This window comes from Binatus soli (SeqCode), assembly GCF_050015535.1.
Taxonomy (GTDB): Bacteria; Desulfobacterota; Binatia; order Binatales; family Binataceae; genus Binatus; species Binatus soli.
Genome location: NZ_JBEKBF010000017.1, coordinates 53630 through 76096, shown reverse-complemented (window position 1 = coordinate 76096; position 22467 = coordinate 53630). Strand labels below are relative to the sequence as shown.

At 61.6% G+C, this 22467-nt stretch carries 22 protein-coding genes; 7 read left to right on the top strand and 15 right to left on the bottom strand.

The genetic code is table 11. From position 1 onward, the window contains the following. Positions 1–114: 114 nt before the first annotated feature. Together ABR989_RS14030 and ABR989_RS14025 are read left to right on the top strand one after the other, a co-directional pair. Complete coding sequence (locus tag ABR989_RS14030; RefSeq protein ID WP_428129686.1) at positions 115–924, top strand: universal stress protein; 810 nt, start codon at positions 115–117, stop codon at positions 922–924. Between the two features lie 44 nt (positions 925–968). Beyond that, the gene (locus ABR989_RS14025) at positions 969–2636 is read left to right on the top strand and encodes a bifunctional aminoglycoside phosphotransferase/ATP-binding protein (protein ID WP_428129684.1); all 1668 of its coding nucleotides are present in this window, start codon (positions 969–971) and stop codon (positions 2634–2636) included. 36 nt (positions 2637–2672) lie between these two features. Here ABR989_RS14025 and ABR989_RS14020 read toward each other — a convergent pair whose 3' ends face one another. From ABR989_RS14020 to ABR989_RS13980, 9 genes are all read right to left on the bottom strand, one after another. After that, entirely contained in the window at positions 2673–3206 is a 534-nt protein-coding gene (locus tag ABR989_RS14020; RefSeq protein ID WP_428129681.1) for a hypothetical protein, read from the bottom strand. A 64-nt stretch (positions 3207–3270) separates the two neighbouring features. Further along, entirely contained in the window at positions 3271–3696 is a 426-nt protein-coding gene (locus ABR989_RS14015; RefSeq protein WP_428129679.1) for a c-type cytochrome, read from the bottom strand. Between the two features lie 32 nt (positions 3697–3728). Then, a complete protein-coding gene (locus ABR989_RS14010) occupies positions 3729–4673 on the bottom strand; it encodes a c-type cytochrome (RefSeq protein WP_428129677.1) in 945 nt (314 codons plus the stop codon). Between the two features lies 1 nt (position 4674). Then, positions 4675–5976 (bottom strand): cytochrome b, encoded by a 1302-nt coding sequence (locus ABR989_RS14005; protein ID WP_428129675.1) that lies wholly within the window; start codon positions 5974–5976, stop codon positions 4675–4677. 3 nt (positions 5977–5979) lie between these two features. Continuing rightward, positions 5980–6441, bottom strand: a complete 462-nt coding sequence (locus tag ABR989_RS14000) for a QcrA and Rieske domain-containing protein (protein ID WP_428129673.1) — start codon at positions 6439–6441, stop codon at positions 5980–5982. Continuing rightward, positions 6441–8360, bottom strand: a complete 1920-nt coding sequence (locus ABR989_RS13995) for an FAD-dependent oxidoreductase (RefSeq protein ID WP_428129670.1) — start codon at positions 8358–8360, stop codon at positions 6441–6443. The genes ABR989_RS14000 and ABR989_RS13995 overlap by 1 nt, the downstream gene beginning before the upstream one ends. Positions 8361–8371: 11 nt before the next feature. Further along, the gene (locus ABR989_RS13990) at positions 8372–8728 is read right to left on the bottom strand and encodes a c-type cytochrome (RefSeq protein WP_428129667.1); all 357 of its coding nucleotides are present in this window, start codon (positions 8726–8728) and stop codon (positions 8372–8374) included. A 45-nt stretch (positions 8729–8773) separates the two neighbouring features. After that, positions 8774–9055 (bottom strand): cytochrome c family protein, encoded by a 282-nt coding sequence (locus tag ABR989_RS13985; RefSeq protein ID WP_428129665.1) that lies wholly within the window; start codon positions 9053–9055, stop codon positions 8774–8776. Between the two features lie 14 nt (positions 9056–9069). After that, positions 9070–10620 (bottom strand): hypothetical protein, encoded by a 1551-nt coding sequence (locus ABR989_RS13980; protein WP_428129662.1) that lies wholly within the window; start codon positions 10618–10620, stop codon positions 9070–9072. Positions 10621–11018: 398 nt separating this feature from the next. Here ABR989_RS13980 and ABR989_RS13975 point away from each other — a divergent pair, with 398 nt between their 5' ends. Next, positions 11019–11513: a hypothetical protein gene (locus ABR989_RS13975; RefSeq protein ID WP_428129659.1), complete on the top strand. Its 495-nt coding sequence runs from the start codon at positions 11019–11021 to the stop codon at positions 11511–11513. A 45-nt stretch (positions 11514–11558) separates the two neighbouring features. Beyond that, complete coding sequence (locus ABR989_RS13970; RefSeq protein ID WP_428129657.1) at positions 11559–12773, top strand: acyl-CoA dehydrogenase family protein; 1215 nt, start codon at positions 11559–11561, stop codon at positions 12771–12773. Here the strand turns inward: ABR989_RS13970 and ABR989_RS13965 are convergent. Beyond that, entirely contained in the window at positions 12736–15291 is a 2556-nt protein-coding gene (locus ABR989_RS13965; RefSeq protein ID WP_428129654.1) for a cation-translocating P-type ATPase, read from the bottom strand. The genes ABR989_RS13970 and ABR989_RS13965 overlap by 38 nt on opposite strands. A gap of 133 nt (positions 15292–15424) precedes the next feature. On the opposite strand from ABR989_RS13965, the gene ABR989_RS13960 reads away from it, so the two are divergent. From ABR989_RS13960 to ABR989_RS13950, 3 genes are read left to right on the top strand one after another with little or no spacing between them, the layout of a single operon-like run. Next, the gene (locus tag ABR989_RS13960) at positions 15425–15970 is read left to right on the top strand and encodes a pyridoxamine 5'-phosphate oxidase family protein (RefSeq protein WP_428129653.1); all 546 of its coding nucleotides are present in this window, start codon (positions 15425–15427) and stop codon (positions 15968–15970) included. After that, a complete protein-coding gene (locus ABR989_RS13955; protein WP_428129651.1) occupies positions 15928–16314 on the top strand; it encodes a hypothetical protein in 387 nt (128 codons plus the stop codon). The genes ABR989_RS13960 and ABR989_RS13955 overlap by 43 nt, the downstream gene beginning before the upstream one ends. Continuing rightward, positions 16307–16657 carry a type II toxin-antitoxin system PemK/MazF family toxin gene (locus ABR989_RS13950; protein WP_428129649.1) on the top strand — a complete coding sequence of 117 codons (351 nt, stop codon included), beginning with the start codon at positions 16307–16309 and terminating at the stop codon, positions 16655–16657. Before ABR989_RS13955 ends, ABR989_RS13950 begins: the two co-directional genes overlap by 8 nt. A 25-nt stretch (positions 16658–16682) precedes the next feature. Here the strand turns inward: ABR989_RS13950 and ABR989_RS13945 are convergent, their stop codons facing one another. From ABR989_RS13945 to ABR989_RS13925, 5 genes are all read right to left on the bottom strand, one after another. Then, positions 16683–19130, bottom strand: a complete 2448-nt coding sequence (locus ABR989_RS13945; RefSeq protein ID WP_428129647.1) for a glycogen/starch/alpha-glucan phosphorylase — start codon at positions 19128–19130, stop codon at positions 16683–16685. A 181-nt stretch (positions 19131–19311) separates the two neighbouring features. Further along, positions 19312–20073: an alpha/beta fold hydrolase gene (locus tag ABR989_RS13940; protein WP_428129646.1), complete on the bottom strand. Its 762-nt coding sequence runs from the start codon at positions 20071–20073 to the stop codon at positions 19312–19314. Between the two features lie 92 nt (positions 20074–20165). Further along, positions 20166–20819 (bottom strand): glutathione S-transferase family protein, encoded by a 654-nt coding sequence (locus ABR989_RS13935; protein WP_428129644.1) that lies wholly within the window; start codon positions 20817–20819, stop codon positions 20166–20168. A gap of 74 nt (positions 20820–20893) precedes the next feature. Beyond that, positions 20894–21913, bottom strand: a complete 1020-nt coding sequence (locus ABR989_RS13930; protein WP_428129641.1) for an alpha/beta fold hydrolase — start codon at positions 21911–21913, stop codon at positions 20894–20896. A 20-nt stretch (positions 21914–21933) separates the two neighbouring features. Beyond that, entirely contained in the window at positions 21934–22467 is a 534-nt protein-coding gene (locus ABR989_RS13925; RefSeq protein ID WP_428129639.1) for a hypothetical protein, read from the bottom strand.

The following is a 22467-nucleotide window of genomic DNA, read 5'->3' as shown; positions in this document are numbered from 1 at the left end:
CAACGCGACAAGCAATCGAATCGCTAGTTGCGAGCCGCAAAAAACAAAACCCGGACGATGGTACGGCATTGTGCTAGTATATGAGTGCGGCTGACCACGGAGGAGCGCATTCTTATGGCATATCCATTCCGCAGGATTCTTTGCCCGGTGGATTTCGACGATAACTCGATGCAAGCGCTCGATACTGCCGCGAATTTCGCCCGCGAGAACAACGGCACTGTATTTGTCTTGCACGTGGTTCCGATGATCATCGCGCCGACGGGAATGCCGGTCTATGTTGATCTCTACAAGGGGCAGGAAGAGACTGCTCGCGACAAGCTGCTCGAGATCGCACACAAGCGGCTGGCCGGCCTCAAGTACGAACTCCTGACCCATACGGGCGAGCCGGCCGGCGCCATCTTAAACGCCGAAAAGAAGATGAGCGCCGACGTGATCGTTATGGCCACGCATGGGCGGCGAGGCTTCAAGCGCTTTTTCCTTGGCAGCATCGCCGAAGTCGTCTTGCGCGAATCCACCTGCCCTGTCCTGACCGTGCGCTGCACTCCGGCGCAAAACGGACTGGTCGGCACTTGGATGACGAAAAATCCGGTCACCGCGACTCCGCACGAGAAGCTCGCCTCCATCGCGGCAAAGATGCACGCGGGAGGTTTTCGATGCGTGCCGATCCTGAATGACGCAGGCGCCCCGGTCGGCATTGTGACCGACCGTGACATCCGCCAGCACACGGGCTCCCTGGATCAAATCGAAGCCTGCAAGGCGATGAGCGAAGCGCTGATAACTGTAACGCCGTCGTCCGATATTCAAGAGGCCGCGCGCTTGCTGCGCGAGCGGAAGATCGGAGGGCTGCCAGTGCTGGGAGATGGTAAGCTCGTCGGCGTGATAACCACCGACGACGTGCTTGAGGCGCTGACCACACGAGTCTGAGCACGGCGACTAGTCAGGAGCGATGCGCGGACCCGGGTGAAATGATGGAAACATGCGGGACGCCAAGGCCTGACGGACATCCAACCGGCGGCGTCTCGACGCTGGTCGAGGCAATGATGCGGCCGGGCTTCTACCCGGATTCGCCCGCTCGTGTCGAACTCAAGCAGACACACATATCTTACGTCTTTGTCGCCGGAGAGACGGTTTTCAAGGTCAAAAAGCCGGTTCATTTTGCATTTCTAGACTGTTCCAAGCTCGCGCGTCGGTTCCACTACTGCACCGAGGAGGTGCGTCTGAATGCGCGTCTTTCGCCGCGCGTGTACCTCGGCGTGTTCGCGATTCTTAAGCGTGCGGACTCCTTCGTCCTCGGACCCGAGGTTCGTGTGGAGCATCCCGAAGCCGTCGAGTACGCGGTCAAGATGCGCCGGCTGCCCGAAGACCGAATGCTCGATCGGCTCCTCGCCGCTGGCCGGGTGGACAGCGCCACGATCCGCGCTATTGCGACGCGTATTGCGGATTTCCACGCGAGCGTGCCGTCGAATCGTGGATGGACCTACGGTTCAGCCGCGGCAATCTGGCGCGGCGTGATCGAGGACATCGCGCAGAACGAGGGTTTTATCGGTCACACGCTTCGCCAAGACCAATTCACGGCGATTGACGCCTTCTGCCGCGCCTTTATCACGGCTCATTGGCGGCCATTGAACGAGCGGGCGCACGAGGGCCGCGTCCGCGAAGGCCACGGCGACTTGCGCGCCGAACACATCTGCATTGCGGGCGACGGAAGCGAAATTGATGTGATCGATTGCGTCGAGTTCAGCGAGCGGCTGCGCTACGGCGACGTCGCTTCGGAGATCGCATTCCTGGCGATGGACCTCGAACGGCTCGGCGCGCCCCGGCTCGCCGAGGAGTTAGTCGAGGCCTACGCCGAGATCACCGGCGACGAAGAGCTTGCGGTGTTCGTCCCGTTCTACAAATGCTATCGCGCATGCGTGCGCGGCAAGGTCGAGAGCCTGAGAAGCCTCGAGCGCGAGGTTGGCGCCGCGGAGAGCGAGCGCGCCCGCCGGCTCGCGCGTAGTTACTTCGAGCTTGCATGGCGCTATGCGCGTGGCGCATCGCCGGCTCTGATCGTAGTGTGCGGGCTTTCGGGCACGGGCAAATCGACCGTCGCCCGCATGCTTCAGCACCGCAAAGGCTTCAAAATCATCAACTCGGACCGCGTCCGCAAGCGTCTGGCAGCGGTCTCCGCGCACGAGCACGTCCGCACGGATTACGGAACGGACATATATTCCGATCGATTTACGAGAATCACCTATGACGCGATGCTCGGCGAAGCGGAGAGCCTCCTGAGCGACGGCCGCGGAGCAATTCTTGACGCGACGTTCAAGGCGTCTGCCGATCGGCAGCTCGCGCTGGCGATAGCGGCACGGCGCGGCGTGCCGGTGCTCTTCGTCGAATGCGTGGTCAGCGAAGACGAGGCGATACGCCGGCTGGAGCGGCGCGGATCGATACCCGGTGAAGTGTCAGACGCTACACCGGAGGTGTACGAGCGGCAGCGCGCCGAGTTCGAGCCGCTTCGCGAGATTCCGCCGCAAAACCACGTGCGCATCGACACCACCCGGGAGCGCGAATACCTTGCCGCCGAAATCGACGATGCCCTCGATCACCTGCTGCATCGTATGCCCTGCGAACATCGCAACTCAGACGCCAATTGAGACCGCAGCCTTCGGAAACGAGGATCGGCAGCAGCATCATTTGCGCTTGGCCTCGGACTGCCAGGTCGCGAGCAATCCCGCCTCGCCCCCGTCGCCGCGGCTCCATTCGTACTTCGCGCGCCCGCCAAACGCCTTTGCGAGTTCGTGCGCGATTCGATGCGCAAGCTTTTGCGAGGTCGTCAGAATCTCCAATGTGGCGCCATCCCATTCGATGGAAACGATCTGCCGCTCCGGCTGCGTGAAACCCGCCCGCTCGGCGACGTTGTGGATTCTTTTGCGGATGGCGTCGAGCTTGGCGGCCACTGCTGCGCCTCGCGCGATCACTCGGCCGTGATACTCGCCGCCCACGGCCTGCGTGCATCCTGGGCAGGTTCCCCATTGCGCACGCTCGAGCAGCCTGCCTGTAAGGGGGTGATTCCGACGCCAGGTCTCTAGCGAATACACTGCGCCGCATCGCTGGCACACAGTCGGGTCGAATGGCTCCGGTGTTTTGAGCGCGACCGGCGGCTTCTGGTTGGCGCGCGTGCCGCGCCGGTCAAGACTCCGAATCATGCCCTTTCCACGTTTCATCGCTCGCTCCTCTTTCGATTTGGCGCTGCAAGCGCCACGAAGGCGTCAAGGCGCGTGCGCAGCGTTATCGTACCGCCATTCGGCGATCCTGAATCGTGTTGAGGTAGGCGATTATTTTGCCGATCACCTCCCCGATCCCGTATTCGCCTCTTTCACCCTGACCAAGCTCGTAAAGGCGCTCTCCCCATACCGGCATCTCGTGAGTCCCATGCGCTCTGGGTGTATCTCGACCGTCTATCAGTTCGGCGATGCGATGCGCCGGCAGTGGTATGCCATATTTGTCGCTGAGCTTGCGGAGACTTGTCGGCGGCGTGGACAGGCTCTTCGCCACCGGACCGTCTCCGAGACCGTCCAGACCATGACATGACGCGCAGTAACGAATGAAATAGCGGTGCCCGTCGCTCACGTCATTGCCCGCAGATAGCGCGGGCTGAGAGACGGACAGCACGACGCCTAGCGCAAACATCGACCACAACGCTTTTAGCTTCATCGATTCACCCAGGAATATTTAACTCGGTATGCTCAACGCGCGATAGGCGTCGCGGTCGGAGTCGGAGTCGCGGTTGATGTAGGCGACGGTTGCATCGCCGCTGCGGCCACCTCGGGATCCGGGATGTATTCCGGGGGATACGGAAGCCGCCGCCAGCTCAACAGCAGGAGCGTCAGCGCTCTCGATTCCTCGGGCTTCATGTTGAAATCGGGCATCTGCGTGTGCGGCGAAACTACGCTCGCCTGCGTCAGATGCTGCACGTTCCAATTGAACATCGTGCGTTCGCCGCGCACGTGCGCGAAGTTCAGCAACTCGGGGTTTCGGTCTCCCTCGTAGGTCAGCTCGGGTCCGGTGGTGCCGCCGCTCCCTTCTACGACATGGCAGACCATGCACTTTTTCTTTTTGACCAGCTGCTTGGCGAGATTGATCTCCTCCATCGCGGGCGTGGCGGCATCATGGCGATGGCAAAAGTTGCATCGCATCTGAATCATCTCGTTCATCGTGAGCCCGTTTTGTCCCGCCAGTGCGCGCGAGAGCATGGGGTCGTCCCATCCCCGTCCGCCTTGATGAGCCCCCGCGACAGTCGTTGCCGATCCGTCGCCGCCGTGGCATGGCGTGCATCCGAACCTTGAGAATTCATGCTTCACGAGCCAATCGTTCATCGGATGCGGTTTCAGCGGCTCGGCGATCGTGGCCGGAAGAACCGAAGACCATTCGTAGCCGAGATGGCATGTGATGCAGCGGTCGGTGACGCCGATCTTGGGTATCCAGATCTGTTTGATGCCCGCGCGGAAGTCGCGCGCGTCTTCGACTTTACCGTAGTGCCCGAGCAGTTGGGGAAACTCCTGCTGATAAGGTCCCCACTCGGTGCTGAACTCAATCCAGAAGCCAACCACCACCAGCGCGAAGAACAGGATCGACATCGCGACCAGCCAGCCGAAGTCCTTCACCTCGAACGATTCGTTCTTTTCCGCCATTTCAGTAAAGCTGCGGTATCTCTGGACGCGGCTGGCCGGGCCAGTAGATCCGCCAGTAGGGGCCGCGCAAGTAAACCCCGACCATGATCAGCACGATGATCACGAGCGTCGCGACGGCGAAGGTTGCGTTCTGCCGCTTGCGCTCGGGGGCGAGCCATCGCCCTTCGGTCCGAAGTGGAGAACGATCGAGCCATGGCCATAGCGTCAGCACGGCGAGGAGAAATCCAGGCAGCAGTATTCCGCCCAGCAACGCGCCGCTGATTGTAAACCCGCCCATGCGAACAGTCGTTGAAGCGACCAACTCCTGCAGCCAGACGAAATACCACGGCGCTTTCGCGGGATTCGGCGTCACCGATGGATTGGCGAGACCCTCCAGCGGTGCGTTGAACAGCAACGCGGCCAGCAGCGTGATGTTGAACACGATCAGGAAGACCAGCGCGATTCGCCGCGACATATTCGGCGACGAGAAAACCTGATCGGACTCTTCGAGTTCGGTCGAACTCATCACCTGCACGGAGGTGCCCGGCGTAAGTCCGAACAGCGAGTAACTTTTGGTCTTCGGGGTCGCCTTCGGCGCCATTGCGCGCTCATTGCGAACGCGCTCGATCACCGCGAGACCGCCGTCCTTGCGCACCCGCCACATGTGATAGCCGAACAGCACCAACGCGAGGACCGGCAGGAAGAAAACGTGCAGCACGTAAAAGCGCAGCAAGGTCTGCTGCCCAATTTCATGGCCGCCAAGAAGAATGAATTGAATCGTCGGCCCGACCAGCGGCGCCTGCTTCGCGATACTGGTCCCTACCGTGATTGCCCAGAATGCGAGCTGATCCCACGGCAACAGGTAACCGGTGAAGGACAGAAGCAAAGTCGCGAGGAAGAGAATTACCCCGACCACCCAGTTGATCGCCCGGGCGCCGCGGTACGCGCTCGTGAAGAACACTCGCGCCATGTGGATGTACACGATGGCAACCATCCCTTCCGCCGCCCATCGATGCTGATTTCTGAGCAGACGGCCGAAGCTGACGGCGTACTCCAGGTCCTTGATGCTTCCGTATGCGCGCTCGGTGGAGGGCACGTAGAAAAACATCAGCATCACGCCCGTGACGGTCAGGATCAGCAGCAGTGCTGCCGACGCGGTGCCGAGCCAGAACGAGTAGTTCCAGTCCATGCTGGCGCGCGCGACTTTGGCCGGAAACCAGTGGAGCCAGAAGTTCTTGACGATCGCTTCCGACGATTCGCGCTCGCTTTCAGGGGACCATGCCCAGGAAATCTTGCGCCAGAACGCCTTGATCTTGTCGCCCACCGATCAGGCCTTGCCTTTTCCGCCGATGACCAGCCTGAAGTCGCGCGCAACGTCGGTTGCGCTATCGACTTCGAGGAACCCATCGGGCGAAACCGTCGTCGCAAACCAATCGAGCGGACGCGGTGCAGGGCCCGAAATCACCGTGCCGTCGGGATTAAAGCGGCTGCCGTGGCACGGACAATCGAACTCGGTATCTTTCCACTGCACGTTGCATCCGAGATGAGTGCATATGGCGGAGATCACGTGGAACGCATCCTTCTGACGAATCACAAAGAGCCGGTGCGCTGCGTCAAGGGTGTAGCCGTTGGGATAATCGTTGGGCCGCTTGAGCTTGAAGCGGCTCGGCGGCTCGTAGAGCACGTTGGGAAAGAATGCCCTGCCGGCCGCGCCGATCTGGCCGAGGAACGCGGCCAACACCGACCCTTTGCCGATGAAGCGCAGAATCTTTCGCCGATCCGCGTCCATCAGGCGGCCGTCTCTTCGAACTGAAAGCGTTCCATGGTAATCGCCGAGGTCGGGCACCTGATCGCGCACAGGCCGCAACGGATGCATTTGGCCTCGTCGTAGAGAAAAGCGCTGAGCGTCTGCGCATCCGTCATCACGCCGGCAACCCGCTCTTGATCGGCGATTTCCCCCGAGGGCGCGAAATGCAGGCAGTGCTCCGGACAAATGTCCACGCATCGATTGCACAGAATGCATTTCGACCCGTCGTAGATCGGATGGATATGGCAGTAGAGGCATCGCTCCGCCTGCTCGCGCGCATCGCCCGGAGTAAACACGGACTCAACTTCCGTGATTCCGGTGCGGCGCGAGAGCGGAACCAGTGGAACCTCGCGCCGCTTTTGGTCATAGTGTTCGACCATCCCGTAGGTGTCGGTCGGCAGCTCCTCGATTGTGACGTGCATCCGCGGCTGGCCGAGCGGCTTGCCGCGGAGATACGCGTCGATGCCGCGCGCGGCGACCTTGCCGTGCTGTGCACAGGTGATCAGCAGCGACGGTGGAAAGGCCGCATCGCCGCCCGCGAATACGCCGGCGATGCCAGTCTCGAGAGTGACCGGGTCGATCTTGAGCGTTCCGGCGGGCGTGATCGTGACTCCGTCTTCGGGCTTGATAAACGACAGGTCCGGCGCCTGCCCGATGGCGAGGATCACCCCGTCGGCGTCAACGACACGGCGATCGTTCTCGTCAAATTGCGGCCGGAAGCGGCCCGCGTCATCGAATACCCTGACGCATTTGACTAATTCGATTCCGACCGCGTGGCCGTCGCGGCTGACGATTCGCTTGGGGCCCCAACCGGGCAGAAAAGTGACTCCCTCGTCGCGCGCGATATCGAGTTCCTCGCGACCCTGCGCAGATTTCATCGCCGGCATCTCGAGCTCGGACTCAAGACTGGCGACCGTAACTTCGAGCGCACCGCGCCGCGCCGCCTCGCGCGCCGCATCGAGCGCCACGCGCATCGTGCCTACCGCGACGCTCTGTTCTTCCTCTTGCGACATGACGAGTCCGGGCAGAAGGGTGCGAACCGCGGTTCGGGCCGCATCGATCGCGACCAGGCCGCCGCCGATCACGACAACCTTGCCGCCCAGCGGAACGCGGAAGCCGCGATGGATATTGAGCAAGTAGTCGATCGCCTTGATCACCCCGTCGGCATCGCTGCCCTCGATCGGCACTGCGCGGCCGCGCGACGCTCCAACGGCGAGAAAAATAGCTTCATAACCCTGCTCTTTCAGTTCTTGAACTCCGAAGCCGGGTCGAAGCGGCGTCGAGTAGCGAAACTCGACACCCAGCGCTTCGATCTCGCCGACCTGGCAGTCGATAACGTCGCGCGGAAGCCGGTAGGCGGGAATTCCGTACCGAAGCATCCCGCCCGGATGCGGCATCGCCTCGAATACGGTCACGCTGTAGCCCATCACGGCCAGATCGTGTGCGCATGCCAGCCCGGCCGGCCCCGCGCCGACGACTGCGACTTTGCGCCTGGACGCCGCGGCATCGGGCCGCGCGCCGAGAATATCGAGATGACCCGGAGTGACGCTGCCGCCGCCGGATGGTCCGGCGATCATGTCGCGGATTCCCCTGGCTGAGAGTGCTTCGGGGCCGAATTGCTCGGTGAGAAAACGCTTGAGTGCGCGAATCGTCACGGGCGCGTCGATCTTGCCGCGGCGGCACGCGTCCTCGCATGGAGCGCCGCAAGCGCGGCCGCATATGGACGCGATCGGATTGGGCGATCGCGCGACGCGATATGCTTCGGCCAGGCGTCCTTCGGCGACCAGTTGAACGTAGCGGCCCGCGTCGGTCTTGACCGGGCACGCATCAAGGCACGGCACATTCTTGCGGAACCACCACAAATCGCGCGGAACCGCGTCGATCGAATTTCCATCGCGCATCGCGGTCGCGCTTACTTCTTGCAGAAGGTCTTGACGTAGGCGACGAGGTCGTGGATCTCGTCGTCCGAGAAACCCGTGCTCCACGCCTGCATGTCTTTGCTGAGACCTATGGAGGCGCCGCCGTTCTTGATCACGTTGAACAGCGTAGCGTCGTCAATCTTGCCCATCGTGCCGCAATCAGTGAAATTGCGAGGGTTGGTGGCAAGGGTAGCCGCGGCGGGACCGTCGCCCTTGCCGTTGGCGCCGTGACACTTCATGCAAAACATATCGAAGTTCTGCTTGGCGGCAGCCATGTCGGCCGCGCGCACAGGCACAAACGCGCATGCGATGATCGCGCACACACCAATTGTCGAGATGAGTCGATTCACGTTGTCGTCGTCCTCCGTTTCAAGGTTCGCGCAGCCCGGGCCGAATCAACGGCTCTTGAGGAATTCCACCAGCGCCCTGACGTCGCCGGCCGGTAAGTTTCCGAGCGTACGCATATGCATGATGATCAGGTCCCACTCGTAGGGAGCCTTCTCGGATCCCGGTCGCGCATTATGACAGGTGTTGCAGTAAACCGGCCACAGCTGGGCACCCTCCCGGAACAGGCGGCGATGCTCGGCCGGGGAAACATTCTCAACCGCCGAAGCGGGGGCACCCACAAATCCGAGCGCAAGAGTCGCAAGTACGATTGCGGCGAATATTTTTCTCATGGCCATGACTCCGCTCAGAATCCGATCGTGAATTGGCTTAGGAAGGCGCGATCGTTCGGAATTGAACCCGCGGGTGTCTCGGCGCCGGTTTCGGGTGAGACGAATAGTCCTCCAGCGCGCGGCAACTCGATGTCGAATTCGTTCTGCCAAACGATCGATGGTGCAATCCAATAGTCGAGAGCCAACGCCACTTCGCGAGCGTGCGGCGCATACGTGGCCGGCGACCCGTTGATGCCGAAATCGGGGACCAGTCCGACCTGCGTGCCGATGGCGGCGGGGATGTCGCCGGTTGAAACGCCGCGCTGGTTAACTCCCGAATAGCGCACCAGCGGCTCGAATCGATGGAGATAGCTGTTGAGCATGTCGGGAAGGCCCGGGACGTTGAGATTGGTCAGGAAGTAACCGGCTTGCAGGTACCATCCCTGGCGATTGTCGGTCCCGAGTTCGTCGGGCAGTTGGCGGTACGATTGCACCCATTCACCGCGGGTCTGCAAGTTGCCGATGAAGTAGTTGAAATCCACGCCCCACGAGTTGTACCAATTTCCATTTGCCCACTTGCCGTTGTAGGTGGACGCTCCAAGCTCGAGCCGGCCCATTTCAGAATCAACCGGGAGCGGATAGATGCGAAAACGCGCGCCGATCGATTTGCCGTTGGTCTGGCTGTTTGCGACCGCGGTTGGACTTGAGACCACGGCGCCAAGGACTGGCGAGCTGAAGTTGGGACCGTTTCCGCCCCATACTGTGTAGTCGAAATCCTGGCCGAGCGCGCCGAATTGCATGCCGCCCCGAAGCTGGACTCCAATCTCCGACGGTGGAACCACCGGCTCAACTCCAAACGGCAGCGGCGCCGTGACAAACCGGTTCACCCACATCGGGCTCTGGTTCTCGTACCAATCACCGAACGGTTGGTCGAAAAGCCCGGCCACGACCGTCATATAGTCGTTAAGAAAGAGCTGAAAATCAGCGGTCGACAGGTCGACCCCCGTTCCGGTACTTCCAAACGCCGTGCTGATCACGCCCTCGAACATGATCCAGTCAGTCGGGCGGTACAGAATCATCGGCTCCCAATCGAAAAAGAATGAGTTCTGCGACGCATGATAAAGGCCGTCGAGGGCGCCGGGTTGCTGGTCAAAGATGTAGTTGCCGCCGGCCGCCCCGCTCACAGTGAACGAGTGCGTTCCGAGGTATCGCTGAACGGCATCGCCAAACTCTGACGACGCGATCGGCGCATCGACCTTGGTCTGCAAAGTCTTCACTTGGGCGTTGGTCTGCTGAAGCTCGAGGGTTGTCTCCTTCAGCTTTTGATCGGTGTTGTGCAACTGCTGCGTGGTGGCCTCGACCCTTGAATCCTTCGTCTCGAGTTGCTGAACCTTGATCTCGAGCGAGCGAATTACTTCGCGGTCACGCTTGCGCTCCTCCCGCATCTGACGCAGCTCGCTTCTGATTTCCTTCATCGCGGCGGCGTCGCTGCCGTCGCTGTCGGCCGCGCGCGCCAGGCTCACCAGTGATAGCGCCGCGACGCCAAGTGCAAACAGAAACATCGAGAAAATTCGTCTGGCTGGCATAATTCCCCCAATCAACGTCTAAACATTCGGCAACCATCCGTGTCGGAGCAACATTTGTGCCCGGCATCACCGAGCATCGAACTAAATCTCCGGAAATTTCTGACAGAACGATCGGATTCCTGCAAGTATCGCGCAATTCGATTATCAGACGATCTTATTTCCATCGAAAGCACCCAACGCCGGCGCTGCTTGGTCTTGATGCCGAAATCGCTCATCGGTCGGTTTAATCCGATCGCTGTTGCCAAGGGCAGCAGTCCTGTGTCGGAACGATACAAATGCTCAGCTTGCCGCCCGAATTCCGCCGGATATCAGGGGTCGCATCACGGCCACCCTTCGGCACAAAGAATGAATTGGAAATCTGGAGTCCGCATGCAATTGTGAGTACGAGGACGATGAATATGACCAACGCCAAGAAGCCGTCAGCAATCCCGGCCGAAAACTTCTCCGACACGGGCAAGATCAAAAACCTCACGGAAAAACTGAGCCGTGAAGAATACAGCCTCGGGATGCCGCTGCTCGACGCAGCGGTGGCAGGCGCCATTCTCGGCTTCAGGCCGTCGGATCGCGAGATGCGTGCGCAGGCGCAGCGCTGTTGGGAAATTCTGAAGCCGCAACTTAATCAGCATCTGTTGAGCGAAGATGAAACAGTGCTGCCCTGGGCGGAAGTTGCGGGCGGTCTTCCTCCCGAGGTCATGGATCGAATCAAGAAGAGCCACCTCGAAATGCGCTCGCTGATCAGCAAGCTTAACGGAGTGTCGTTCAAAGAAGATCCAGACAAAGTTGTCGCCGTGGCGGGCAAGGCTCTGTGTGTGCTCGTGGTGAAGCTCGACGATTTGATCGATAGCGAGGAAATGCGCCTGCTGCCGGCGCTCAGAAAGATGTTGTTCGCGTAGGTTTAGGACCAACTGCCCGGGGTCTGCTTCCAAACGTCTATTTCGATGGACTTCGACTACACACCGGAGCAGGAGCAATTCCGCAGCCGGGTTCGCGCATGGATGGAGGCGACGGCGTCGGAACTTTTTGGCGATCTTGTCGACTCGCCGAGTGTAACTGTCGAAAGCCTGCTCTACAGCCGGGACGATCAACTCTGGCAGAAGATACTCACATACCATCGGCGGCTCCACGACGCCGGGTACCTCGCGCTTCACTGGCCGAAGGATTGGGGCGGGAGCGAAGCCGGGGTGGTCGAGCAATCGATTTACCAGGACGAGGCTTTGCGTCTGGGGCTGCCGTTGTACGGCGCGAACAATTTCGCGATCGATCGGATTGGTCCGACGATTATGCTGTTGGGCAGCGAGGAGCAAAAGAAGCGGTATCTGGCTCCGATGCTGACCGGCGAAGAAATTTGGTGCCAGGGATACTCCGAACCCAACGCAGGTTCCGATCTGGCGGGACTTCAGACGCGGGCGGTGCTCGACGGCGACTGCTTTGTGCTCGACGGCCAGAAGGTATGGACCAGCAACGCGCATCGCGCGGATTACCAGGTCCTGCTGGTCCGCACCGATCCGGCGGCGCCCAAGCACAGAGGAATTTCGTATCTGCTGGTTGACCTGCGCAGTCCGGGAATCACGATCCGGCCGCTCATGCAGATTACCGGCGAGATGGGATTCAACGAGGTCTTTTACGACGGAGTGCGAGTGCCGAAGCAGAACCTGGTCGGCAAGCTGAACGAAGGGTGGCAAGTGTCGATCGCGACGCTGATGTTTCAGCGGGCCTCGGGCGGAGTGCGCCATCCGGTGGAACGCACGATGGGCGAATTGATCGCGCTTGCAAAGACCGTCGCTTTTGACGGCATGCCCGCGTGGAACAGTCCGTACATCCGCCAGAAGCTCGCGCAATTTGCCGCGGAGGCGCGATGCATCCGGCTTGGCCGTTATCGTGCGATGACCGCGCAGCTCAAGGGGCGAGTGCCCGGACCGGAGAGTTCGATCGGAAAACTGTGCGCGACAGAACTCAGCCTGCGCCTGGCAATGTTCGCGGACGAGATGCTCGGTCCATACGCGAATCTCGAAAGCGGGTCGCCTGGAACTGTCCAGGGTGGCAAATGGGCCAGCCGCATAATCGCCGCCCGGGAGTTTACGATCGCCGGCGGCACCAGCGAAATCCAGCGCAACATCATCGGCGAACGCGTGCTGGGCTTACCGAAGGGCTGACACTGCGCGTACCGAACGCGCGCCAACCGACGGCGATCGCCGCCGCCAATATTGCGATCCCCCAATCGGCGGGAGCAATCGGGCGGATCATCAGCACCGCGGCCAGCGGCGGCGTCAGCATGAATACCGGCAGACTGGCGGCTACGGCAAAGATCACAACCCAAAATCGCCGCTGCTGCGGCGCGCGAACCCGCCACCATCGACGGGTCCCTGCGTACTCCGCCCAGACGAGAAACAGGCTTCCCACCACGGTGACGACCATCGCGACGCTGCGGGCATAGTTCTCGCCCTCGCGGAGTCGAAGTGCGAAGAGCGCAAGCGCCATGACCGTCAGCAGCGCCCCGGATAGAGCCGCACGGTAAGCCGCCGGTCTCTCGACAATCGGCGATGCTGGCGGACGCGGCGGCCGTCGCATCACATCATCGACCGCAGGTTCGCCCTCGAAGGCGAGAGCGGAGACAGGATGTACGATCATCTCGAGCCAAACCAAATTCACCGGCAACAGCAGCAGCGGAAGGCCGAAGACCGGGGCCAACAGCGTGAGCGACACCAGCATTACCTTGAAGCCGATCAGATAAAGGAATGCGCGCTGAATGTTGTCGAGCAGAACGCGGCCTTCGCGAATCGTTGCGACCATCGCGGAGAAATCGTCCTCGAGCAGCACGATGTCCGCAGCCGCGCGTGCGACCTCCGTTCCGCGCCGGCCCATCGCCACGCCAATGTCCGCCCGGCGCAGGGCAGGCGCGTCGTTTATCCCGTCGCCGGTCATCGCGACGACTTCGCCCGCCCGCCTCAGGGCCTCGACGATCGCATACTTTTGTTCGGGGCGGATGCGCGCGAAGATGCTGCAGCGGCGGACCAGCCGGTCGAAGGCCGGCTGGTCAACGCCGTCGAGTTGCGCGCCGGTGACGATGCCGTCGTCGCTATGCGCGATTCCGGCGGCGTCGGCGATCGCATGCGCGGTGAGCGCGTGGTCGCCGGTAATCAGCTTGAGTTCCACCCCGGCGCGCTGACATTGCGCCACCGCGTCCGGAACCGCAGCTCTCAGAGGATCGCGAAACCCGAGCAGGCCGAACAGACGAAACCCGCGCTCGTCCGACGCGCGCACCCCCGTGAATCCGCCCGCCCGCGCATCGCGTCCGGCGACGGCAAGCACGCGCATTCCGCGCCCCGCCATCTCGGCATTGGCGCTCTCGGCGCGAGCGAAATCCGCCTGCGCCAGATCGCAATGCTCGATTATCCCCTCCAGAGCGCCCTTCGCTACGATTCGCTGTGCGCTCCCGGCGCCGTCGCCTTGTGCGCTGCTCCAGACGTGCGACATGTGTTTGCCAACCGCGTCGAAAGCGTAGTCGTGCACCAGACGCCATCGCGAGTGAAGCGCATCGACGTTGATCCCGTGCTCCGTGCAATGGGCAAGAATCTTTCGCTCCATCGTGTCGGCGGCCTGGGGCTCACACGCGAGCGCGGCCGCTTCGAGCAGCGCGTCCTCCGACATCTCCGGCCCCAGCGGCAGATGCTCCTCGAGCACGAACTCGCCAGCCGTCAGAGTGCCGGTCTTGTCGAGGCAGATGACGGTAGTTGAGCCGAGCGTCTCGACGCTGGCCAACCGACGCACCAGGACTCCGTGCTGGCTAAGGCGATATGCTCCGATGCTGAGGAACATCGTCAGCACCAGCAAGAACTCTTCGCCAACGGCGGACATCGCGAGGCTGACCGCATACAGAAACGCATTGCCCGCTGGCGCCCCGCCGAGCACGCGCAAGACAAACAGCAGAGCCGAAACGGTAATCGCCACGCCGACCATCCAGCGCACCATCCGCGCCGTCTTGCGCTCAAGCGGTGTCGGACGCGGACCTACCTCGGCGACCAGTCGCGCCAGATCGCCATAGCGGGTGCGCTCCCCGGTCGCCGTTACCTCGGCAAACCCCTGGCCTTCGAGCACGCGCGAACCCGCATACACGCGGCTGGCCTCCGGTGCATCCGCCATGGCTCCAGGTATTTCGCATGGCCGCTTCGAAACGGGCTCTGCTTCGCCAGTGAGCTGCGATTCGTCGAGCGCGAGATTGGAACTCGAACGCACAACCGCATCGGCGTGAACGATGTCGCCCTCTTTCAGGAGCAGCAGATCACCGGGGACAAGGTCCGCAGTCGGAGTCTCGGTCTGGACACCATTGCGAACCACTCGCGCACGCGGCGCGACGACGCCCGCAAGCTTCTTGAGGGCGGTGCGCGATCGCGCCTCAAGGATTACATCGACGGCAAGGACAGGAACGATCGCTGCGAACAGGACGTAAGCGTCGGTCCGCTCGCCCAGCGCGTAGTAAACCGCGCCGGCCGCGGCCAGCATTACTGCCATCGGGTCCGCGGCGGTTCTGATAAATGCCAGGATTGCAGCGCCGCGTGCTGCGCGCACAAAACGATTCGGCCCGTACCTCTTCAGGCGCCGCGCCGCCTCGTCGCTACTGAGGCCGCTGAACGGGTCAGTGGCCGCGACTCGCAGTTTTATCGCCCCTTTCAATGCAACCTGATCGTATTTTCGAACTCTCTTAGTATTGCAATCCTAGTCATCAACCATTTGTATGTGTATTCCTATTCGCCAGCACCGCAAATAAATGCCGCCTCATAGCGGCCGAGGCCGGAGAGTCATAGTCGTGCTGATCCAGGAACTGAGCAGGGAGGAGAGTCTGGACCTGCTGGCCCGTGCGCATCTCGGGAGACTGGCGTGCGCCCACAAGAGCCAGCCATACGTCGTGCCGTTCTATTTCGCCTATGACAATGAATACCTATATAGCTTCTCCACCGTCGGGCAAAAGATCGAGTGGATGCGCGCTAACCCCAAGGTCTGCGTCGAAGCAGACGAGGTGGTAAATCCGCAGCAGTGGGTGAGCGTCATCGTCTTCGGTCGCTACGAGGAACTGCCGAATATCCCCGAATGGCGCGTCGCTCGCGAATACGCCCGCAAAAAACTGCTGGAACGCAACGCCATCTGGTGGGAGCCTGGTTACGCGAAAACGATATTGCACGAGACAGAACGCCCGCTGGCGGCGTTTTTCTTCCGCATTCACATCGTGGAGATTACCGGCCGCCGTGCCACCCCTGAGCCTGTGATGCCACCTGGCAAAAGGCCGTCGATGACTGGCGCGATCGGCGGCGAATGGCTGCAAAAGATTCTGCGGCCGGTCCGGAAGCAAACTTAGGCGATCGTCCTCTCCCGCTTGGTCTATCGTTGCGTGTCGGCATCGCGTTTGAATCCGAGATGTGTTCGAGGTATGAGATAAGCATGAAATCTAATACCGCGCGGAAATCGTCTTTCACCTTGGCAGCGGCGGAGCACGCACAAGTCCTGCGATTACGCCGGCTGCTCAAGGCCCCGTCCAATACAGAAGTTATTCGCCGCTCGCTCAGGCTGCTGGAGGAATCCATTTCTCGAGAGGAACTTCGCCGGCAATTCCGGGTGGCTTCGGCGCGCGTGCGATCCTCCGCTCTCGAGGAGGTGCAGGAACTGGACCCGTTGGTGGGCGACGGCCTCGAAGATGCCTGACCGGTCACCGCGCCGGGGCGAGCTCTGGGCGGCGGACCTGAATCCCCGCCGCGGTAGCGAGCCTGGAAAGGTCCGGCCCGTTGTCGTAGTCCAGTCGGACCTCCTGAACGAGACGGACCATCCGAGCACGTGGATCCTTCCCTGCACAACCCGGCTGGCCGGAGAGAACGTCCTGCGTGTTGAGCTGCCGAAAAGGATGGCTGGCAACGCTCGCGCCTGCGAGGTCATGATCGATCAGTCCCGCGCGATTGATCGCCGGCGGTTGCTTCGGCCGCTTGGCCGCCTGCCTCAGACAGTGATGAAGGAAGTTTCCGAAAAGTTGCGTCGCGTCGGCGATCTTTGATCTTCCTCGATCGCCGCCGGTCAAGTCATGATTGGCCGAGATGCCATATCTCGCGAGCGTATTCCGCAACTGCCCGATCGCTCGAAAACGCGCCAATCCGCGCGAGATTGAGTATAGCCTTGCGCGTCCAGACCTCCGGATGTTGATACTCAGTCGATACCTCTGACTGGATGTCGATATATGCGCCGAAGTCCGCCATCAGGAAATAGTCGTCGCGGTTGACCAGCGCGTCGCGAACCCACCTGAACAGTCCCGCCTCGCCGGGAGAAAAGCGATCGGACGCCAACTCATCGAGCACCCGCTTGAGTCGCGGGTCAGCCTCGTAGTAATCGCGCGGCCGATATCCACCCTTCACCGTGAGTTCCTCGATCTGGCCGGAGGTCAGGCCAAAAATGAATATATTTTCCGCGCCGACGGCTTCTCGAATCTCGATATTCGCGCCATCGAGAGTCCCCACCGTCAGCGCACCATTCATCGCGAACTTCATGTTGCCGGTGCCGGATGCTTCGCGGCCGGCGGTGGAAATCTGTTCGGAAACGTCGGCAGCCGGGATGATTTTTTCCGCGAGCGAGACCCGGTAGTCCGGCAGGAAGGCGACCTTGATCAATTCGCGTGTTTTCGGATCGTTGTTGATCACTTGACCGAGGTTGTTGATCAACTTGATGATCATTTTCGCCGCCCAATAGCCGGGCGCCGCCTTGCCCGCGAGCAGGTAGGTGCGCGGCACCGGCGGTTCGACGCCGTCATCCACGAGCCGCAGGTACTGATGCACGATTCCCAGCGCCATCAGGAGCTGGCGTTTGTATTCGTGGATGCGTTTGGCCTGTATGTCGAACATCGCGGCAGGATCGACGTCCACGGCGGCGAGCCGATTCACGATTCTGGCCAACCGCTCCTTGTTGGCGCGCTTGATTTCCCTGAAGAGGCGCTGAAACTCGACGTCGTCCGCGAATTTCTCGACCGCGCTCAACTGCGTGAGGTCGGTCGCCCATCCCGCACCGATGGTCGTGTCGAGCAGGCTTGCAAGACCCGGATTGGCCATCAACAGCCATCGCCGCTGCGTGACGCCGTTGGTCTTGTTGCTGAACCGCTCGGGCCAGAGTTGATAAAAATCGGGCACCAGGCGCGTCTTGACGAGTTCCGTGTGCAACTTTGACACGCCGTTCACCGAATGGCTGCCGACGATCGCCAGATGCGCCATGCGGACCTGGACTTCGTAGCCCTGCTGGACGATCGATACGCGCTCGAGGCGTTCGGGGTCGTTGCGCCAGACCGACTCCGCGTCCGCCAGAAAGCGCCGATTGATCTCGTAAATGATCTGCAGATGGCGCGGCACGACTCGTTCAAGCAGGCTCACCGGCCATTTTTCCAGCGCTTCAGGCAGAAGAGTGTGGTTGGTATATGCGACCGTGTCGCGCGTAATCTCCCACGCCATTGCCCACTGCAGATCGTACTCGTCGATGAAAACGCGCATCAGCTCCGCAATAGTCAATGCGGGATGAGTGTCGTTCAGCTGAATAGCCACTTGCGATGGGAAAGCACTGAAGTCTTCACCACGAGCGACAAATCCCCCTACTATATCGTGCACCGCGCAGGCCACAAAGAAATATTCCTGCAATAGCCTGAGCTCGCGGCCCGCAGCCACCGCATCGGATGGGTACAGCACTTTCGAGATGGTCTCGGAAAGCATCTTCTGCTCGACGGCCTTCATGTAATCGCCGGCGTTGAAGATCTGCATATCGAATTCATCTGATGCGCCGGCTGAATACAGGCGGACAAAGTTCACCGTGCGCCCGCCGAATCCCGCGATTGGCAGATCGGACGGCACGCCGACCAACACGCGCCGATCCACCCAGGCCGGATTGTATTCGCCGTTGCGATCGATGCGGTGCTCGATTCGCCCGTAAACCGGAATCCGGCATGACTGCTCGGGGCGCGCCACCAGCCACGGCGAGGTTTCGCGCTGCCATGCGTCGGGTCGCTCGAGCTGGTAACCCCCGCGAATCTCCTGGCGGAACAGCCCGTACTCGTAGTTGATGCCATACGCGTAGCCGGGCAGATCGAGCGTCGCCAACGAATCGAGAAAACATGCAGCCAGCCGGCCCAGGCCGCCGTTGCCCAGCGCCGCGTCGGGCTCCTCATCGAACAGGATCTGCAGGTCGATTCCGTTCTCGGCCAGAAAATCGCGGCATGTGTCGATGATGCTGAGGTTGAAGAGATTGTTTTCCAGCGAGCGGCCGATCAGAAATTCGAGCGACAGATAATAGAGCTTCTTGGAATTGTTGCGATCGAAACGCAAGCGCGTCGCCAGCATTTTTTCGACCAACATGTCGCGAACCACCAGCGCCATCGCGCGATACCAGTCATGCTTCGACAACTCGCTCCGCCGCTTGGCCAGCGAGAAACGGATGTGATGATCGGTAAGCTTGTTGAACAGGTTGCGATTGATTTCGGAAAGTGGAGGAACAGCCATTCTTGCATCGGTCCTCGAGGAATCTCGGAGCAGCCTCCTGGATGATCAATCAGGTTTGCAAACTTGTCGCCAATCGGATCGTGGAACCGATATCGGCAACCCATCTACATAATGCCGATTCGCAGCGCCGTTCTCCAGACGGTCATCGACAATGAAGCGGACTGACGCTTGACGATTGCGGCTACGCGGTCACGCGATCGAGAAATGCGCGCACGGCGGCGTTGAACGCGGCGGGCTGATCGATATTGGCGGCGTGACCCGCTTGCTCGAGGATCACTTTCTCCGCGCCGGGAATCTTTGCTGACATGTAATCGGCCGACGGCCGGAACTGCTTGTCGTTTTCGCCGACCAGCACCAGCGTCGGCACCGCGATTGCCGGTAGCGACTCGATCACGCGGCCGTCCTTCTGCGCAAGCATCCCGCGCGCCGCATGCGCAAGGCCCTGCGCGCTGCGATGGCGGGCGACGCTCACTTCGGCGCCGGCGCCGGCCGCCGCGAGTCCTTTTTTCTCGTACGCCACTGCGATGCTTTCCGCGAGCCGGTTCCATCCCTCGCGCCCGTCGTCTTTCTTGTAGCCGGGGCCGGTGTCGAACAGCATCAGTGCGGTCGTGCGCGCGGGATGCGCCAGATGAAACGCCAGCGACATGAAGCCGCCCAGCGACAAGCCGGCGATGACGGCGCGATTCGCGCCGCAAGCGTCGAGCACCGCGGCCATATCGGCGATGGTGGCTTCGTGCGAATAGAGCGCCGGATCGTCGGGCGAATCGGAGCGGTCGTGGCCGCGCATATCCCAGGCGATCAGATGGTAGCGGTCCGACAGCGCATCCATCTGACCTTGCCACATGCGCGCGCTGGCGCTGTAGCCGTGCGAGAGCAAAACGGCGGGCCCGGCGCCGCGTTGTTCGTAGTAGATGCGCACGCCATCGCGATCGAGATAAGCCATAGTTAGTTCATCCTTGCCGGGCAGCGAAAGCGGGCGCATTGTGGCGGATGCCCCCGCTTTTTTTGAGCGGTGAAAAATCGCCGGACGAATCCTTAGCGGATGCCGCCGCCGCGCTGCATCGCAGCCAGCGCTTCGCCCATCTCGGCGAGGCCCTTCTTTACCGACGGGCGGGTCTGGACGTGGGTCCACCATGCCGTGAGTTTCGGATGTCCGTCGAGCGCGTTGACCCCGAAGACGGGCATCAGGTTGGTCACGAAGAACATCGTCGGCGCCAGCGCACAATCGGCGAGCGTGAAGTTGGCGCCGCACGCGAAGCCGCCGTCGGCGAGCATCTTTTCGAGCTGGTCGACGCGGTTTTTGAAGTCGGCCACCTTCTCGCCGACGAGCTTTTCGTCGCGAGTTTTCGGATCCATCTGGAAGAACAGCGCACGCAGGGGAGGCTCGAGGTAGAGGTCGTGGAATCGGGTCAGGATTCGCACTTTGGCGCGGCCCTCGGGACTCTTGGGAAGCAGCGGCGGAGTCGGGTACTTGTCCTCGAGATACTCGTTGATGACCTCGGACTCGGGGATGAGCAGACCGTCAACGTCGAGCGCCGGGGTTTTACCGAGCGGATTGACCTTCGCGTATTCGGCGGAGTGGAGATCGCCGCCGGGAATCGGCGCCATCTCGATGTTGAGTCCCTTTTCGTAGATGACGAGCCGGCACTTGGTGGCAAAGTTGGAGAGATTCATGTTGTAGAGCTTCATCGTCGTCGATTCCTCGCGGGCTTAAAATTCAAACTGGCTTATCGCAGACGACCGCGCGCCGCGCAAGCCGTCAGTTACCGGCCGCCTTCTTCCTGCTTGATTACAAAGATCAGCGACTCGGCGAAATCGTCGGGATGCTCGAGTTGAGGGTAGGTGCCGGAGGTCTTGAAGACCACAGTGGCCGAACCGGGCATCGCGGCGTGCAGCGCCTCGCCTTCGGCGGCCGAGAAGAACGGATTTTTCGCGCCCCACATTATGATGGTGAGCGTGTTGAAGACCTGGCCCAGTTTGGAGCGGATGTGCGCCTCGTCGCGAGGCACGGAATTGATCATGTCGGTCTCGGCCTGAAGGTCGCTGCTGAGTTCAGCCATCATGCGCTGGTAAATGAATTCGGGCATCGGGGGCAAATCGAAGAAGCTCGCCTCGACCTGCGCGCGAATCGCCTCGACCGTCGTCGGCAACATCCCCTTGCGAAGCTTTTCAGCGCCGCGCGCACCCACCAGGCCGCCCGACACCAGGACCATCCGTTCGACTTTATCGGGGTGCTCGACGGCGTAGTAGAGCGCGACGTCGGCGCCGAGATCGTTGCCGACCAGGTTGACGTGATCGAGCTTCATCTCGTCGATCATCTGCGCGACCGCCGCAGCCTGGTACGCGATCGAATAGTTGACCTGCTTGTGATCGGATGAGGCGAAGCCGGGCAGGTTGGGCGCGATAACTTTGTAGTGCGCGTCGGCAACCGGCGGCATGATCCCGCGCCACACGAGCGCGGCGTCCGGACCGAGCCCGTGAATCATCACGACCGGCTCCATTTCCGAATAGCCGCCGGTGATCAAGTAAGTGATGAGGCCGTCCTTGAGCGCAAGATCGTTCTGCGTTACCCCAGACCATCCCAGGCGCGTGATCTGAATCCATCGGAGGACATCGACGGGCCGCAGGTACATCGCAGCCGCGAAAATTCCGAGAAAGACGGCGGCGAGCGGACCCGCGATATTGATCCAGGTGTGGCGGCGGACTTGCGGAGTGAGATTCTCGGCGCGAATGTCGGCTTCGGTCGGCGTGCGGGCTGGTTGCGATTTGATTGGCTCAGCCACTTGCGCTCGACCGATGGCCGCTATTTCTTCGGTGGCGGCGCTATCGCCCCCGGCGCAGGCACCCCCGGCGCGGGCGGCACGGCCGCTGGCGCCACGGCCGATGACGTGACGCCGTCGGAGGTCGCGGATGCGGCGGCAGCCGCGCCAGGCGACGCCGAGGCTTCCGCCGCCGGGGCGCCGCCCGAAGACGCAGACGCCGACGCGGAGGCCTCCGACGCAGCCGCCGCCTTCCTGGCTGACTTCGTCACGTGCGAGATCCGACGCCCGTGAATTGCCGCTTCGCGGTCGCGTTCCATTTGATCGAGATGATCGGCGACGCGGTTGATTTCGCGGGTCGCGTCTTCGACGGCCCTGGTCGCGCGATCTGCGGCCTCGGTCGCTTTGTTGGCGGCGTCGAGCGCTTTGGTCGCGGACTCTTCGGCGCGCGCGGCGGCTTCCTGAGCCTTGGCTGCCGCGGCTTCGGCCTGCCGGGCCTGCGGCTCGCCTTGCGACGCGCATCCGGCCACAGCGATCGCGAGGACAAGGACAGCCAAATTGGAAGAAAGTTGGCGCAT